At 35.5% G+C, this 16,030-nt stretch carries 17 protein-coding genes and 2 pseudogenes; 15 read left to right on the top strand and 4 right to left on the bottom strand.

Features of this window, described 5'->3' with window-relative positions:
- The first annotated feature begins 102 nt into the window (after window positions 1-102).
- The gene (locus CQ058_RS32260; protein ID WP_258169454.1) at window positions 103-231 is read left to right on the top strand and encodes a hypothetical protein; all 129 of its coding nucleotides are present in this window, start codon (window positions 103-105) and stop codon (window positions 229-231) included.
- Window positions 232-1,028: 797 nt separating this feature from the next.
- Here CQ058_RS32260 and CQ058_RS08105 read toward each other — a convergent pair.
- Complete coding sequence (locus tag CQ058_RS08105; RefSeq protein ID WP_105589593.1) at window positions 1,029-1,367, bottom strand: hypothetical protein; 339 nt, start codon at window positions 1,365-1,367, stop codon at window positions 1,029-1,031.
- A gap of 319 nt (window positions 1,368-1,686) precedes the next feature.
- Here CQ058_RS08105 and CQ058_RS08100 point away from each other — a divergent pair, with 319 nt between their 5' ends.
- From CQ058_RS08100 to CQ058_RS08055, 10 genes and pseudogenes are all read left to right on the top strand, one after another.
- Window positions 1,687-3,276 (top strand): ABC transporter substrate-binding protein, encoded by a 1,590-nt coding sequence (locus CQ058_RS08100; protein ID WP_105589592.1) that lies wholly within the window; start codon window positions 1,687-1,689, stop codon window positions 3,274-3,276.
- 122 nt (window positions 3,277-3,398) lie between these two features.
- Window positions 3,399-4,349, top strand: coding sequence for an ABC transporter permease (locus CQ058_RS08095; protein WP_002035186.1), 951 nt, complete (start codon window positions 3,399-3,401; stop codon window positions 4,347-4,349).
- Window positions 4,350-4,355: 6 nt separating this feature from the next.
- A complete protein-coding gene (locus CQ058_RS08090; protein ID WP_105589591.1) occupies window positions 4,356-5,207 on the top strand; it encodes an ABC transporter permease in 852 nt (283 codons plus the stop codon).
- A 27-nt stretch (window positions 5,208-5,234) separates the two neighbouring features.
- Entirely contained in the window at window positions 5,235-6,227 is a 993-nt protein-coding gene (locus CQ058_RS08085; RefSeq protein WP_105589590.1) for an ABC transporter ATP-binding protein, read from the top strand.
- Window positions 6,220-7,191, top strand: coding sequence for an ABC transporter ATP-binding protein (locus CQ058_RS08080; protein WP_002125594.1), 972 nt, complete (start codon window positions 6,220-6,222; stop codon window positions 7,189-7,191). The genes CQ058_RS08085 and CQ058_RS08080 overlap by 8 nt, the downstream gene beginning before the upstream one ends.
- A 134-nt stretch (window positions 7,192-7,325) precedes the next feature.
- A pseudogene (locus CQ058_RS08075) lies at window positions 7,326-7,547 on the top strand (nucleotide excision repair endonuclease); the annotation flags it as partial.
- Window positions 7,548-7,716: 169 nt separating this feature from the next.
- Window positions 7,717-8,346, top strand: coding sequence for a DUF4352 domain-containing protein (locus tag CQ058_RS08070; protein WP_105589589.1), 630 nt, complete (start codon window positions 7,717-7,719; stop codon window positions 8,344-8,346).
- Window positions 8,347-8,542: 196 nt separating this feature from the next.
- Window positions 8,543-8,689, top strand: coding sequence for a hypothetical protein (locus tag CQ058_RS08065; RefSeq protein ID WP_258169456.1), 147 nt, complete (start codon window positions 8,543-8,545; stop codon window positions 8,687-8,689).
- Complete coding sequence (locus tag CQ058_RS08060) at window positions 8,652-8,927, top strand: DNA/RNA non-specific endonuclease (protein ID WP_258169453.1); 276 nt, start codon at window positions 8,652-8,654, stop codon at window positions 8,925-8,927. Before CQ058_RS08065 ends, CQ058_RS08060 begins: the two co-directional genes overlap by 38 nt.
- A gap of 2 nt (window positions 8,928-8,929) precedes the next feature.
- A complete protein-coding gene (locus CQ058_RS08055) occupies window positions 8,930-9,412 on the top strand; it encodes an antitoxin YezG family protein (RefSeq protein ID WP_105589588.1) in 483 nt (160 codons plus the stop codon).
- A gap of 120 nt (window positions 9,413-9,532) precedes the next feature.
- Here the strand turns inward: CQ058_RS08055 and CQ058_RS08050 are convergent.
- A pseudogene (locus CQ058_RS08050) lies at window positions 9,533-9,649 on the bottom strand (tyrosine-type recombinase/integrase); the annotation flags it as partial.
- A gap of 361 nt (window positions 9,650-10,010) precedes the next feature.
- On the opposite strand from CQ058_RS08050, the gene CQ058_RS08045 reads away from it, so the two are divergent.
- From CQ058_RS08045 to CQ058_RS31770, 3 genes are all read left to right on the top strand, one after another.
- On the top strand, window positions 10,011-10,415 hold the full coding sequence (locus CQ058_RS08045) for a hypothetical protein (RefSeq protein ID WP_002188513.1): 405 nt from the start codon (window positions 10,011-10,013) through the stop codon (window positions 10,413-10,415).
- 288 nt (window positions 10,416-10,703) lie between these two features.
- On the top strand, window positions 10,704-10,865 hold the full coding sequence (locus CQ058_RS31775) for a hypothetical protein (protein ID WP_002188515.1): 162 nt from the start codon (window positions 10,704-10,706) through the stop codon (window positions 10,863-10,865).
- A 152-nt stretch (window positions 10,866-11,017) separates the two neighbouring features.
- Entirely contained in the window at window positions 11,018-11,176 is a 159-nt protein-coding gene (locus CQ058_RS31770; RefSeq protein WP_002087303.1) for a hypothetical protein, read from the top strand.
- Between the two features lie 218 nt (window positions 11,177-11,394).
- Here the strand turns inward: CQ058_RS31770 and blaIII are convergent, their stop codons facing one another.
- Complete coding sequence (gene blaIII, locus CQ058_RS08040; protein ID WP_000497835.1) at window positions 11,395-12,342, bottom strand: class A beta-lactamase BlaIII; 948 nt, start codon at window positions 12,340-12,342, stop codon at window positions 11,395-11,397.
- A gap of 536 nt (window positions 12,343-12,878) precedes the next feature.
- On the bottom strand, window positions 12,879-14,201 hold the full coding sequence (locus CQ058_RS08030; RefSeq protein WP_105589586.1) for an MFS transporter: 1,323 nt from the start codon (window positions 14,199-14,201) through the stop codon (window positions 12,879-12,881).
- Between the two features lie 226 nt (window positions 14,202-14,427).
- On the opposite strand from CQ058_RS08030, the gene CQ058_RS08025 reads away from it, so the two are divergent.
- Window positions 14,428-16,017 (top strand): ATP-binding protein, encoded by a 1,590-nt coding sequence (locus CQ058_RS08025; protein WP_105589585.1) that lies wholly within the window; start codon window positions 14,428-14,430, stop codon window positions 16,015-16,017.
- Window positions 16,018-16,030 lie beyond the last annotated feature (13 nt).

Raw genomic sequence — 16,030 nt, 5'->3', positions numbered from 1 at the left:
TTTCGTATACTAGGTAATTGTGATACATAGAATGCAATTACTTTTAAATTCTAGGGTAGTCCTTAAGTTTTCTTGCATATAGTGGTCATGAGGTGATGAACTATGACTATGAAAACCTCTCCACTTAAACTAGGCAATGAAATGTACGGTACGATGAAAATTGAAAAAGCGTTTCTTGAAGCACTAGAAATGTATTTTATAAAACAGCAAGACAAAAAAACTCCTGGTTAATCAGGAGTTTTTTGTCTTGCTGAAGATGATAACATAGTAGAAATGGTTATTCAGTTTTATAGATCCATACATACTTTTCAACTATATAAGAATCCCAAGATTCCCATTCCCAAGGCGGTGGAGGGGAATCTTGATAAAAGATATTTAACCATTTAAGTGAATAATGATCGATTTTTAAAGAATGGTATAACGTGCTGGGAATTGGGAAAGCTTGCTGATACCCGCCACTACCTTTACTTGAATGATGGTAAATATGAAAATATTCATCTAGAGGTAACTTTTTTAAATCTGCAGTGTAGGACAGAAATCCATAGTTTTTTGCTGCTTCAAAGAAATTGATAAGGGATTTAATGTCTGGATATTTTTGGTTTTTATTTCGTTGTTTAATACAATGCAAAAGCTGGGAGTTAAATGAAGTTCATAAGCAGTTGTTGAACTCCATCGCATGGGAGAGCTCGAATTCTAAGAAAGCAGCCAACTTTTATACAAAGGATCGGCTGTTTTTCTGTTTATTTAATACTCTAAAGATACACATCTTAAAGAATACAAGATATTTATGTTCAAAATGCCTTGGTAATTGATTAGAGAAATGAGTTTGGAAAATAGATTAATTTTATTTAGAGAAGAAGAACTTAGAAAAACATCTAATCATATTATTAATTTGAGTGAAAATTTTAATATATATCAGTATTTGATTCTATTGGAGTTGTCTTCGTTTGTCCCTTATTTTCCAATTGGAAAATAAGGGACAAAGTTTTATGAAGGAGTAAATTTAGACACCAAGTATGCAACTTTTTTTACCATTCTCGCCATTCTTCTGTTATGTCTTCTTCGGATTCTAAGCCAGCTATTCGTGCTGCTGTATCGATAAATTCATAGAGATCTTCTCTTTCCATTGTTTCTATAAAATAGTCATATTCGATATTTAATTCATTTATTTTAATAACTACCTCTTTAACGACTTGCATTATTTCGACTTCGGTTGGATTCTCACCCAATAGCTCTAAATTGTTAATGTAAGTGTCGAGAACTTTATTTGTTGCACTTATATTTTCTTCAGTGAAAAATTCCCCATCTTCATCATGCTCAACCCATGGGGTTGTTGGTTTGTTTTTTTTCAATTCATCAAACGTCATGATAACCTCCTAAAAATGTTTTTTTATCTTTAATCTCATTCTACATTTTCAATTATATATAACAACGATTTCAGAGAAACTTTCTGTAGACTGCTAGTTTTTTAACTCATTTTACGAGGCTACCTATTCGTGGTCTTTTTATTTTACCCCCCGCATAAATATAGTTTATCGCAAGAATTCATTAATAGATTTCAAACTGTCTATCTTTGCGAAAAAGTTTGACAATACATACGGGTAGTGGTAATTTAAAACCTATAAGAAAACTCGGTATTAATTCCGAGTTTTCTTATAGGTGTAAATAGTCGAGAGGGGTCGAAATATGAAGAAGAAGTTGTTTGCATTACCATTTGTCCTACTATTACTTATTGCATTAGCGGCTTGCTCAGGGGAGAAAGATTCTTCGAAGCAAGCGAACACTAGTAAATCAGGGACTCCGAAAGATGGAGGAACGTTAACAGTTGGTGTTAGTGATAATCCAGATACGATGAACCCGCTTTATGCGAATGATCGAGTGTCATTAACGATACAGCAAGCTTTATATGCACCGCTGTATCATATGGAAGACGGTAAGAAAAAGTTTGTTCTTGCTGAGAGCTTTACTCCTTCAGAGGATCAATTAACATGGACTTTAAAATTAAAGGACAATTTGAAATGGCATGATGGTAAGAAAATTACATCAGATGATATTGTATTTACATTCAAATCTATTCTAGATGAGAAGCAAAATAGTTCAAGCCGTGAAAACTTTATTTTTAAAGGAAAGCCGCTTGAGGTGAAAAAAGTGGATGAGCTAACGACTCAATTCGTTTTACCACAAGTAAGTGCATCTTTCGAAGGGGTTATGAATGATTTCTTCCCAATTCCGAAACATGTATTTGAAGGTGAAGCGGATTTAGTGAAGAGTAAGAAAAACCTACAACCTGTAGGATCAGGTCCATTTAAATTAAAAGAGTTTAAATCAGATGAATATGTTGCGCTAGAGCGATTCGATGATTATTTTGCTGGTAAAGCGAAATTAGATTCTATCGTGTACCGCGTTGTAAAAGACCGTAATACAGCAAACGTTTCATTGCAAAATGGTCAAATTAATATGAAGATGATTGAACCGCAAGACTTTAAGAAATTAGATAGCACTGGGAACTTCTCAATGGTCACATTCCCTGAAGGTAGATTATTCTACTTAGCTTATAACTTTAATACAGACCTTATGAAGAAAAAAGAAGTGCGCCAAGCGATTGCGCATGCATTAGATAAGAAAGAAATGATTAACTCAGCATTCGTTTCTAGTCAATTTGCAGAACCGGCAAATTCAATCTTAACGCCAGACGCTATGTATTATGCGAAAGATATTAAAGAGTATAAGTATGATCAAAAAGAAGCGAAAGATTTATTAGCAAAAGCTGGTGTGAAAGATAAAGAAAAAATCCGCGTTATGTATGTAACGAATAATAAAATCATGGAAAGTCTAGCACTTTATACACAGCAAAAATTACAAGAAGTTGGCTTACAAGTTGAACTGAATGCATTAGATGCTAGTGCAGCAAGTGAAAAAGGCTTAGATAAAGAGAATAAAGAATATGACATTACATTCGGTGGTTACATAATGGGACCAGAGCCTGATTCATATAAGAGCTTATTCTTAAGTAATGCAGAATACAATTATGCACGTTATAAAAATGCTGACTTCGATAAGTTATGGGAAGAAGCTGCGGTTGAAACAGATAAAACAAAACGCGCAGAGCTATACCACAAAATCCAAGATACAGCTAGAGAAGACTTACCTTATCTTCCAATCGCATATCCGAAAGCAGTTATTGCAGTAGATAAAAAGTTTGATGGATTAAAAGAAGCAAAAGCAATTCCAGTTACAATGTTTGAAGATCTATCGAAGATTTATGAAGTGAAATAAGAAACTGTAAAGAAGCTGGTGAAAATCAGCTTCTTTATCCCGCTTTAACGGGCTAATAATCAGTGGGGATGGACAAAACCCCCACTGATTAAAGTTTCACTTTATCTTGAGGGGGGAAGTTTGTGTATAAAGTAATTGCAAAGAGGCTTTTAAATGCAATTCCGCTTTTATTTGTTATTTCTATTATTTCTTTTCTATTAATAAAACTAGCGCCGGGCGATCCCGTTCGAAACTTTGTAACGCCGAATATGAGTCCGATTGACGTTGAACGTATTCGCAAAAGTTTAGGACTAGATCAGCCGATTTACGTGCAATATTTTTTATGGTTAAAAAATATTTTAACAGGGAATTTTGGATACTCACTTCAAAACCATCGTCCTGTTTTAGAACTTATTACAGAAAGATTACCCGCAACAATCGGGTTAATGGGATCATCTTTACTCGTCTCATTTGTAATCGCAATACCGCTTGGATTATTTACAGGTGTGAAAAAGAACTCGTTCTTTGACCGCATTGTGAACTTCATCTCCTATGTGGGAATCTCAATGCCAGTCTTTTGGTTCGCGTTACTATTAATCTACTTATTCTCTTTAAAATTGAACATGCTTCCGAGTATGGGTATGCGCACAGTCGGTCAAGATTCCTTCTGGGATATTGTCCAGCACGGTATTTTACCTTGCATGGTGCTAGCGTTCCAAAACATCTCTGTCTATATGAGATATATTCGCTCAAGTACAATTCAGCAATTAGAGGAAGATTACGTACAAATTCAATATGCGTACGGTGCTTCACAGAAAACAGTTTTATTTAATCACGTACTTCGAAACGTATTAATACCGATCATTACAATTTTCGGATTATCCATTCCAAGTTTAGTAGGCGGAGCGTTCATTACGGAAACAGTATTCTCATGGCCGGGACTTGGTTCACTCGGGGTAAATGCTATTTTTAGATTTGATTATCCAATTATTATGGCAATCACATTATTATCATCGTTCATGTTAATTCTCGGTAATTTAATTGCTGATATTTTATATGGCGTAGTAGATCCACGCATTCGAATGAGGGGGTGATTTGGAATGAACAATAGGAGATTTCAAACGATAAAAAATAGTTTTACAAAAAATAAGTTTGTAGTAATGGGAGTTATTATACTGGGTGTTTTAACAATCGCGTCTCTTTTCGCATTCGTATCACCGTACGATCCTAGTAAAATGTCGATTCCAGATCGTTTACAAGAACCGAGTTTAAGTCATCCTTTCGGCACAGACGATTACGGAAGGGATTACTTAACGAGAGCGTTATATGGCGGACGAGTTTCCCTTGCTGTTGGTTTTCTAGCGATGGTTGTTTCCATTACAATCGGGACCGCAGTAGGAACAATTAGCGGATATTTTGGCGGAAAGTTAGACAACTTCTTAATGCGAATTGTTGAAGTTTTAATGTCAATTCCATCATTCTTTTTAATGCTACTATTAAATGCGTATTTAAAACCAGGAATTACAACGCTTGTTCTTATCATCGGACTATTAACGTGGATGGATACCGCGCGTATCGTAAGGGCAGAAACGTTATCTGTAAAAGAGCGTGAGTACGTTTTATATGCAAAAGTGTCGGGACAAAAGTCACTTATGATTATTGTAAGACATATCATTCCTAACATTTTATCGACGATTATAATCGCAGCGACATTAACAATTGCGACATCGATTTTAATGGAATCATCACTTAGCTTCTTAGGATTAGGTATTAGAGAACCAGATTCTTCTTGGGGCAGCATGCTGAACAATGCGCAAGGATACATAGGTGAAGCTTGGTATTTAACACTCTTCCCAGGGTTCCTTATTTTATTAACAGTACTAAGTTTTAACGTAATCGGTGAAGTGTTGAAAAAAGTTTTCGCGCCAAAAGGGGCTCATCATGAGAACTAATGCTTTAAGTGAGGGGGAGTGAAAAGCGTGTCTGAAAAACTATTAGAAGTGAAAAACTTAAAGACTTCTTTTTTCATAGAAGACGGCGAAGTAGAAGCTGTTCGCGGCGTTTCATTTAGTTTGAAAAAGGGTGAAGTCGTCGGGATTGTTGGCGAATCGGGAAGCGGAAAGAGCGTTATGGCGAAATCGGTTATGGCTCTCGTTACGTCGCCAGGGAAAGTGAAAGAAGGAGAGATTCTTTTTCAAAATGAAAACGTGCTTTCTAAATCGGAGAAAGAATTACGTTCCATTAGAGGGAATCAAATTTCACTCATATCCCAAGATCCAATGTCTGCACTAAATCCAGTTGTGAAAATTGGAAAGCAAATGACGGAAGTAATTATTCGGCATCAAAAAGTGAAAAAGAAAGAAGCACAAAATATCGCGGTCAACTTACTAAAACAAGTCGGTCTTTCTTCACCAGAAGAAAGGGTAAAACAATATCCGCATGAACTAAGCGGCGGAATGAAACAACGGGTTATGATCGCGATGGCAATGTCTTGTAATCCAGACCTTCTCATTGCGGACGAACCGACGACAGCGCTTGATGTAACGATACAAGCGCAAATACTAGATTTAATGAAAAACTTAAAGAATGAAACGAATATGTCATTACTTCTTATTACACATGATCTTGGAATTGTTGCGCAAAACTGTACACGCGTCATCGTTATGTACGGCGGGCTTATTATGGAAGAAGGACCTGTACTTGATATTTTTCAATCGCCGAATCATCCATACACGAAAGGGTTATTAAACTCTCTGCCAAAAATATCGAACGGCGTAAAAGAAAGACTCGCTCCTATTCAAGGTGTAACGCCAAACTTACTACACCCGCCGAAAGGGTGCCCATTCGCAGAGCGTTGCCCACATAAAATGGACATTTGTGAAAAAGAACGTCCACCATATTTCGAAATCGGAAACGGAAGACGCTCTATGTGCTGGTTAAACGAAAGGGCGGTAGGTGATTCACATGCATGAAGAAAACTTAATTGAAGTTCGGAACTTAAAAAAGTATTTTCCTATCAAAAAAGGACTATTCGGCAGAAAAACAGAGCAATTAAAAGCAGTTGATGACCTAAGCTTCACAATTAAAAAGGGTGAAACATTCGGACTAGTAGGGGAATCCGGCTGCGGGAAATCAACGACAGGAAGAAGCATCATTCGTTTACACGATGTCACTTCAGGTAACATCTTATTCGACGGAAAAGATATCGCAGATCTAAAAGAAAGTGAACTAAAAGAATACAGAAAACGAATGCAAATCATTTTCCAAGACCCATACGCATCATTAAACCCGACAATGAACGTATTCCAAATTATTAGCGAACCGATGAACATTCATGGCTCTTACACAGCCGAAGAAAGAAAAGAAATCATTCTAGACCTTCTCAAAAAAGTAGGACTAAAAGAAGAACACCTATATCGCTACCCGCACGAATTTAGCGGAGGCCAAAGACAGCGCATTAGCATCGCACGCGCACTATCTGTAAAACCGGACTTCATCCTATGTGACGAACCAATCTCAGCACTAGATGTCTCAGTCCAAGCACAAGTCGTAAACATGCTGCAGGACATTCAAGAAGAAACAGGCGTCACATACTTATTCATCGCACATGACCTATCCATGGTAAGACACATATCAGATAGAATCGGAGTCATGTACTTAGGAAACATAGTAGAAATTGCCGATAGCGAAGACCTATACACAAAACCGGCACATCCATACACACAAGCACTACTCTCATCCATGCCAGAACCAGATCCAACAAACACAGGCAAAGAACGGATTATCCTAGAGGGAGAAGTACCGAGCCCACTAAACTCACCATCCGGCTGCAAATTCAGAACGCGCTGCAAATTCGCCACTGAAAAATGCGCGCAGGAAGTACCGAAGATGGTGGAGATTGCGAAGGGGCATCAAGTGGCTTGTCATTTGTTTTAGAGGAGAAAGCATTGGGGGGACCTGGTGCTTTTTTCTTTTGTGTGGGGGTGTGGGATTAGTTGTAGACTAATGGTCAGCGACTGTCTATATTTGCATCTCCTATCATATAATTCCCCTTATTTTTTAACTATGATTTTAATGACGAACTTCTTTTTGTTGGGAAAGCACGTAAAGTAAGACAACGTATTAAAAAACATTTTGAAGATAATGTATCACCAATTAAAAATCATCGTGATGAAGTGTATTGTATTGATGTATGTATTGTAGAAGATCCGATGGAAAGAGAAATTTACGAAACATATATGATTAACGAATTTCAAGCGAAGTATAATGTGGATAAAGTATTTTATAAATAACATCAACGTAAAACATGATCTTGGTACTACATCAAGATCATGTTTTTTATATGCAATAAAAACGATTGATTATTCTTAATCATTCGACAAAATACAACAATTTAAGATCGTATTTTTTGCTATGATAAGTAAGGAATTTATATATCGTGTTATTGGGGGATAAAAAGAGATGTTGAAAAAATTTACTACATGTATTTTAGGGGGCGCTTTAGTATTCAATTTATCTGGTTGCGGCAATACATCCGACAAAACTTCTTCAGAATCTAAAGAAACCAATTCTAAACAAGAAGAAAAGAAAGTTCAAACAACTGATGAGGCGAAACCGAAAGAGAATGCAAAGCAGAAAAATACAGAACAAACAAAAGAGAAATCAAAGGTAAAAGAAAAAGAGTATGCTGTAAACAAGGATTTTCATACACCTAAATTTGATGTAACTGTAAAAAGAGTTGTAGAAAGAGATAAGGTTGGTAAAGAAAGTATAGGAATCCAAGAACCTGAAAATGGACATGTCTTTATTGTTGTAGAAGTAGAAGGGAAAAACATCACAAACGAATCGATGAAATTAGCTGTTTTACCATCAGTGGATTTAGTGGATGAAAATGATAATGCTTACCAAAGTGATGTGTGGGCAACTAGTAGTTATGAGGTTGAAAAAGGTGAGACCTCTACTATTACTAAGGAATTAAAACCAGGGGAGGTAAAGAGACAAAATAAAGTTTACGTGATTAATAAAGAAAAATTTGATACAGGGAAATGGTATGTACTTGTTAACCGTGAGTATAAGGAACAAATTAAATAGTGTTTATTTATTAAGAGGAGATGGCTCCTCTTTTTTTTGTTACAAGTTAACACAAAATTCCGTTCTGAGGACACTATTAAATTTTTAAGTTGATGGAGATCATTATGAAAGAGTTAAACGCAGAAAAGTACTTGCACCAGATGTAGAGTATACATCACCATCAGGTCATACTTATAAAACTGATAGTGAGAGGCGAATTAACAGTGTAGAAGGAGAATTAAAAATAGGGGATGCTAAAAGAAATCCTTATGCACAACGAAAAGCTGGGCAAAATGGACCAAATGGAAGAAATGATAGATTAAAAGATGATGATGGGGGGTCATTTAATCGCAAGTATGTTTGAGGGATCAGGTGATATTGATAATTTGGTGGCAATGAATTCACAAATAAATCGTTCTGGTGGTAAATGGTATAGTCTTGAACAAAAGTGGTCGCAAGCTTTAGCGGATGGAAAAACGGTAAAAGTAAAAATAGAGCCTATATATTCGGATGATAGTATAAGACCTTCTCAATTTAAAATAGCTTATGAGATTAATGGAGAAATTAAAAAAATTAGGATGAAAAATCAATCTGGAGGATAAGTATGGAAACTAAAAAAATGGAAATAATTTATCAAGAAATAGGTACAAAAATAGATGAAATTATACCTGGGGAATGGAACGAGATTTATCTATATGCTGAATTATTAGAAGATTCAACAGAAGCGTATTTCTTCTTTACGTCCCCTAAAAAAGATGGATTTGTTTATTCGAATAATATCCCAAAAGTATATGATGTAGATGGGGGAATTTATGATGACTTATTATTCGAACTATACGACGCATTAGAGAAATTACGTGAAGAATTTAAGAAAAACGAACAAGAATTATGGACAAACTTAACATTAATTCTACATGATTCAGGAAAATTCAAAATAGAATATGATTATACAGATGTGCTATCGCCTGAACATAATCCTACAGAAAGGGAGATAATATGGAAATACAAATATCTTGGTATTACTCCCGATAATGAAAATGACAAGATTCGTTTAGCGAATTATCTTAAAAATATAGAAGGTAAATAAAAATATTTATAATTGTGTGTTATGTTATCCTCTATGAATTATCATTCATAGAGGATTTTTTTATAAAATTTAATGGTTAAAAATGAATAATTCTCATACTTAATTATGAGAGGGAGTAGATAGGAACAGAATATAATCTCGTTTGGAGCAATGACGTTTAAGAGCCCACTTCATATCTTCGATTTGTTTTTTGCTACGGATGGATTGGACATCAATGAGATGTTGTTTTTTGTTCACGGATTTTTAACATCTTTATTTACAGTGTTTTGAATGTAAACTAATAATAAAAAGTTTGCTTTCATATTAGAAAAGGTTAGTCCCTCACCTCACTCCAGTTAAAAACCTCACACCCAAAAACAAAGGGGAACTCAATTGTTCAAGCTCATATAAAGTTTCAATCTTGTCTAAGCATCCATTAGGATATACAATTGATCATCTATTTTTCTTTACATAATCTCCAGATACAGTCCATATCAACTATAGATTCTTGTCTTATGCTAAATGTAATCAAAAAGCAAGTAGATAAAGATAATGACTAAAACATTAACTCTAGATACTTTTTTGATGAATATTACAAATAAACAGGAGGTAATGAAAAATGATTAAAACATTATTAGCAGGAGCACTTTTAAGTACAGGATTGGTAGCGGGAGGTGCAGTAGGTGCAGATGATGCGAAAATGGACAATTTAAAGTCAAATGAAAATAGTTCAAATCAAGTAATTACACAAAGTGCAGATGGAACAACGTCTTTCTCACAAAACTTTGATTTACCTAAAGATGCAGTGCCAGCAACTCCTAGAGGAGACGCAAAAACTGTTGAAAGAACAGAAGGTACAGGTTCTCAAGAAGGAAAAATGGTACCAACAAAAGAAGGTACAGATTCTCAATCTGGATTTGAAATGGGAGCCCCTGAAAAACCAGAACATGCAAAAACTGTTGAAAGAACAGAGGGTACAGACTCTCAAGAAGGAAAAATGGTACCAACAAAAGAAGGAAATTAAATAATATATAGTTATAACGAAGAGCATCCAAAAAGTGGTGCTCTTTTTATATTATAGGAATCAACTGGTTTTACTCAATATAGAACTGTAGCGGGAATTCAAGCTAGAATATGCGTTACTGTCTCTTCAAATCATGGTGTTTGAAGCACTAGTTTTGGTGGTAACGTTACAACATAAACATTTTATTAGAGATTTTTTGAATTTACATACACTCTAGATAAACTACATATTAACTTCAGATACTTGTTTTATGATACAAGTAATCAAACAAAAGGAGGGCAATACAAAATGATTACAACAGTATTAACAGGGCACTCTTTTAAGTACAGGAGATTATTAACAGGTGGAGAAAATGTTGAAGATGTGCAGACAGATCAACATATTCCATATGAACAAAATGAATTGCAGCAAACTCTAGAAAAGTACGATTCGAAGAAATTTGAGTTATAAAAAGAAAATAGATAAATATAGTGAAAATAGATAAATTGACAAGAGAAAAGCACTTTGTGTATATCACAGGTGCTTTTTATTTTCATTTTGATATAGGGCTTGAATTAAATTTTTAGACTAAAATATATACGGCAAAAAGGGGGGGGAGTTCATTGCACAAAGTTATTTATGGAATATTAATTTTAATTTATACTTTGTATTCATTTTTTGTAAGTGATGGAAGTGAAGTAAGGTTTATTATGGTGTTAACTATAGTACTTATCTTTTCTGTAGTTTTAGAAAAAGGAAATGCAAACAAAACGACTGATTAAAGGTCTTTTTGTTTGCATTTTTTAGTTGGCTATTAAAGTCCAGATGTTTTAGGGATAGCACCAAATCGCCATCAAGCTTAAAGAACGATTTATCCCCAAACAATAAAAATGAGCTTTTTATTACAAGTTAGCACCAAATTTCGTTTTTGGGACACTATTAAATTTTTAGTTGATGAAAAACACCCGCCTAAAATAGAAAACTTTTAACCTATTATCATTTATTCCGTAGCTTTTAAGGTATTTAACACGACTTTGGTTGCGTCTGCAATAAGTTTATCATCGTATTTAGCATCTTCTTTATCATGATTAGAAAGTATAGCAAGAACAATCGGCTTTTTATTTGGTGGCCAAATAATTGCGATATCATTTCTTGTTCCGTAAGATCCCGCGCCTGTTTTATCAGCTACTTCCCATCCTTTTGGTACGCCAGCGCGAATCAAATTATCCCCAGTTGTATTTCTCTTCATCCAATCTACTAATAGCTCACGTTTTTCTATTGGAAGTGCAGTTCCTAATGTAAATGATTGAAGTGTCTTAGCTATCGCTTCTGGTGTACTGGTATCATGTGTTTCTCCTGGATGCACTTCATTTAATTCAGGTTCAAATCGTTCTGAAGTAGTAACAGTATCTCCCATTTCTCTCAAGATTTTTTCAAATTCAGAGGGCCCCCCTAACTGTTTAAGAATCAAATTATGCGCTGTGCTGTCACTATATCGAACAGAAGCATCTGCAAGTTCTTTTAACGTCATTCCTGTATCAACATGCTTTTCAGTAATTGGATTATAATTAGAAAGATCTTCATGAGTATACGTAATCCTTTGATCAAGAGCTTCTAATGAGTTCTTGCGTAAAAGAGCGCCCACAGCTAATGATTTAGATGTAGATGCAAATGCAAAACGATCATCTGAATGATAAGCAACAGTTTGATTTGTACCTGTGTCCAGTGCATAAATACCAAGCTTAGCATCATATTCTTTTTCAAGTTTAGCGAAAGATTGATTACCTGTATTTTCTTGTTTAATTTGATTAGCTTGATTCGTTTGTTTAGGTGGTTCAGATTGAGTGTTACTATTGGAACAGCCTATAAGTGATACACATGAAAGTAATACTACAGGCACAATCTTTTTGTAATGTAAAATGTTAAAGAACTTGTTTAAAACGAACATAAATTTTCAACCTCTTTCAAGAATATATGGATTTTGTCTAGGTATTCTAAATACCAATGCAATTAAAGATGGCATAGGGTAACAATACTACTGCAGCTAAAATTTCACAGGTTAAAGGACATCCAAAACGTTTATATGATTGATAAGTCACGGTTTGGGCGGTTTCTTTTTTGTTTTCACTTGTAATGGTTCACCTGTGAAAGTATTACAATACATATTTTTTACTTTTGGGAATAATAAGTCCTTTCATTTTTTTGTAATACATAAAAATAGATGTCAAACGGGATATGTTGTATCCAATCTGGACAACTAATATTAGAAATACACTTATTAGACACTCTAAGTAATAAATTTGTTCCACTTTAAGATGAGGAAGAATTTGGGGTTTGTAAAATAACAATGGAACTACGTGTTTTTTCATCATACAAAAACCTCTACATATAAGTAGAGGTTTTTAAATTGTATATTAATGAATTATGCTTTTTTAGATAAAGAAAATCGAGTTCAGGTAAACGAAGAACATAGAATACATAATTTTAACTAGATTTATTATTAGCTAGTTTATCTCCACCACCAAGCTCCGCCTCAATCTGCGAAGTCTTCGATGACTCATCCATACGCCAATACGTAATAAAGCTTATCGCGATACATCCAGCTACGTAGAAGTAAAATAGTGATTCCATTCCGATACTCTTTAGCCATAATGCGATGAACTCGGCTGTTCCGCCAAATATCGCAACAGTTAGTGCATACGGTAAACCTACGCCAAGTGCGCGAATTTCAGTTGGGAAGAGCTCTGCTTTTACAATTGCGTTAATGGAAGTGTAACCAGTAACGATAATGAGACCGACCATCATGAGTAAGAATGCAACAATTGGTTCTGTCGTTTTTTCCATAAAGAAGAAGATAGGTGCTGTTAGTAACGTTCCGAGAATACCGAAAGCCATTAATAGTGGGCGGCGTCCGATTTTATCGGATAATAGCCCTGCAATCGGTTGAAGTACAACGAATATAAGTAGTGCGGCAAAGTTAATCCAGCTTACAACTTCTTTCGGGAGACCGACTGTGTTTACCATGAATTTTTGTAAATATGTTGTGTACGTATAGAATGCAACAGTGCCTCCTAGTGTTAGGCCGACTACTGTTAATACTGCTTTCGGGTGTTTCATAAGAGCGCGAACGGTTCCTGCGCTTTCACGGTTTTTCGATTCCATATTTGAGAACTGCTCTGATTCATCCATTGTACGTCGAAGCCATAATACAGCTACTGCTCCCATCGCACCAATAATGAATGGAATACGCCATCCCCAAGCTTTCATATCTGGTTCGCTTAGTAATTGCTGAAGAACAATTTGAACACCTAACGCAACCATCTGTCCAGCAACGAGCGTTACATATTGAAAACTTGAATAAAAACCACGGCGTCCACTACTAGCCATCTCAGATAAATATGTTGCGGAAGTTCCATACTCTCCGCCAAGTGATAACCCTTGAAGTAAACGAGCAAGAACTAAAATAATTGGCGCCATAATACCGATGCTTTCGTAACTAGGTGTACAGGCGATAATTAAAGAACCACCGGCCATAACCGTAATAGAAAGAGTTAATGCTGCCCGGCGTCCGTGCCGATCTGCATAGCGTCCCATTAATAAACTTCCGATAGGGCGCATTAAAAATCCGACTGCGAAAATAGCTGCTGTGTTCAGTAACTGACTTGTTGGATCTCCTTTAGGAAAGAACTCTGCTGAGAAGTAAACAGCGAAAGCAGAGTAAACGTACCAATCGTACCATTCAATTAAATTGCCGACTGAACCTTTGAAGATATTGCCGGCGACTCGGCTTGATTTTGCTTGAGCCATATTAATTCCTCCTCTTACTTATAAATAAAATGATAATTATGAAAGCGTGTTCAATGTAGTTGAATTGTACTGTTCTTTAATTGAAATCTCAATATTATGACAATTTTATTCTTTTTGTACTTTATGTACATGGAGAGTTTTAATAGTTGCTTCATTATTAGTTTTGTCATAATAATAGAAAAAAGGAGATTGATAGTTTTGAATATTTTATCAAAGGATATGGAGTATGAAGAAATCACGTAAAGTGTCATTACAAACGAAAATAGTAAGCTTAATTATTACATTAATTTTATTTGTCGTTCTTCTATTAGCGGGAATATTTGTTTACATTCAGTCCGTTGATACGAAGCGGCAAGTGGAGCAGTTAGCACTGCAAACAGCGAAGTCGCTTTCTTTTATGCCAGCTATAAAAGAAGCTTTTCAAAATAACGAGCATAAAAGTACGATCCAATCCATTGCGGAACAAGTTCGTGAGCAAGCTGGTGCAGATTATGTAATTATAGAAGATCGCTATGGGGTTATGTATTCCCATTCTAATTCGGAGTTGATTGGAACAAAGAGTAACAATCCATATAACTATGAAGCACTCACTTTTGGTGGCTATTATACGCTCGAAGGAAAGGGAGTAAGTGGCCCGGCTTTAATGGCGAAGGCGCCTATTATTGTTCATAACGGAGATTACGATCAAGTTGTAGGCGTTGTGACAGTAGAGTTTTTAATAAAAGGTATTGAATCTAACATACTGAGCAGAACGAAAGAAATCATACTCTTCTCTTTAGCGGTGTTACTAGTTGGAATTGTTGGCGGCATTCTTCTAGCACGTAGCATTCGTAAAGATACACTCGGTTTAGAACCGAATGAAATTGCAGCGTTATACCGGGAACGAAGTGCGATACTACTATCCATAAAAGAAGGGATTATCGCTATTGATCAAAATGGTTTTATTACTATGATGAATACGTCGGCAGAAGAAATGTTGCATGTAAGTGATGACTATATGCAACAGCACATTTTAAAAGTTTTACCGAATTTTAATATGGAAAGAGTGCTAGAAAACGATCAAGAAATCGCATTTCAAGATAAAGTGTTTATTTTAAATATGACACCAATACTCGAAAATAACAGTACGGTAGGCGTTGTATGTAGTTTTAGAGATAAAACAGAACTGCAAAACCTTGTGAACACAATATCTGAGGTAAGAAAGTATTCCGAGGACTTACGCGCTCAAACACATGAATTTACAAATAAGCTGTTCGTCTTATCAGGATTACTTCAGTTAGGACATTACAAAGAAGCAATTGAATTTATACAGCAAGAATCTAATATTCATCAAAGCCAAAACCATATTTTATTCCATCAAATTCATGATGCGAAAGTACAAGCTATTTTATTAGGGAAACTCGGAACAGCGTCTGAGAAGAAAATCAATTTTCATATTGAAGGAGATAGTGCGCTTCAACCGTTACCAGACCATATAAAAGTTTCACACCTTATTACGATCCTTGGAAACATAATCGACAATGCATTTGATGCGGTGAGTGAACGAGAGGGAAAGAGTGTTTCCTTCTTTGTTACGGATATTGGATACGATATTGTGTTTGAAGTGATAGATAGTGGAGCGGGAGTACCGACAGAAAAAATCGCAACTATTTTTCAAAAAGGATTTTCAACGAAAGGAAATGATCGTGGTTACGGGCTAGCAAACGTGAAAGAAATGGTAGATCTACTAGAAGGAACAATTGAAATTCAAAACGAGAAAAATGGGGGAGCTATTTTTACAATTTACCTTCCAAAAACATTGAGAGAAAGTACATGACAAACAGGGGGAT

It is taken from the genome of Bacillus sp. MYb56 (assembly GCF_002976445.1).
Taxonomy (GTDB): domain Bacteria; phylum Bacillota; class Bacilli; order Bacillales; family Bacillaceae_G; genus Bacillus_A; species Bacillus_A mycoides.
Note: the sequence above shows the minus strand (reverse complement) of the source record. Positions and strands in the feature narration are given on the sequence as shown.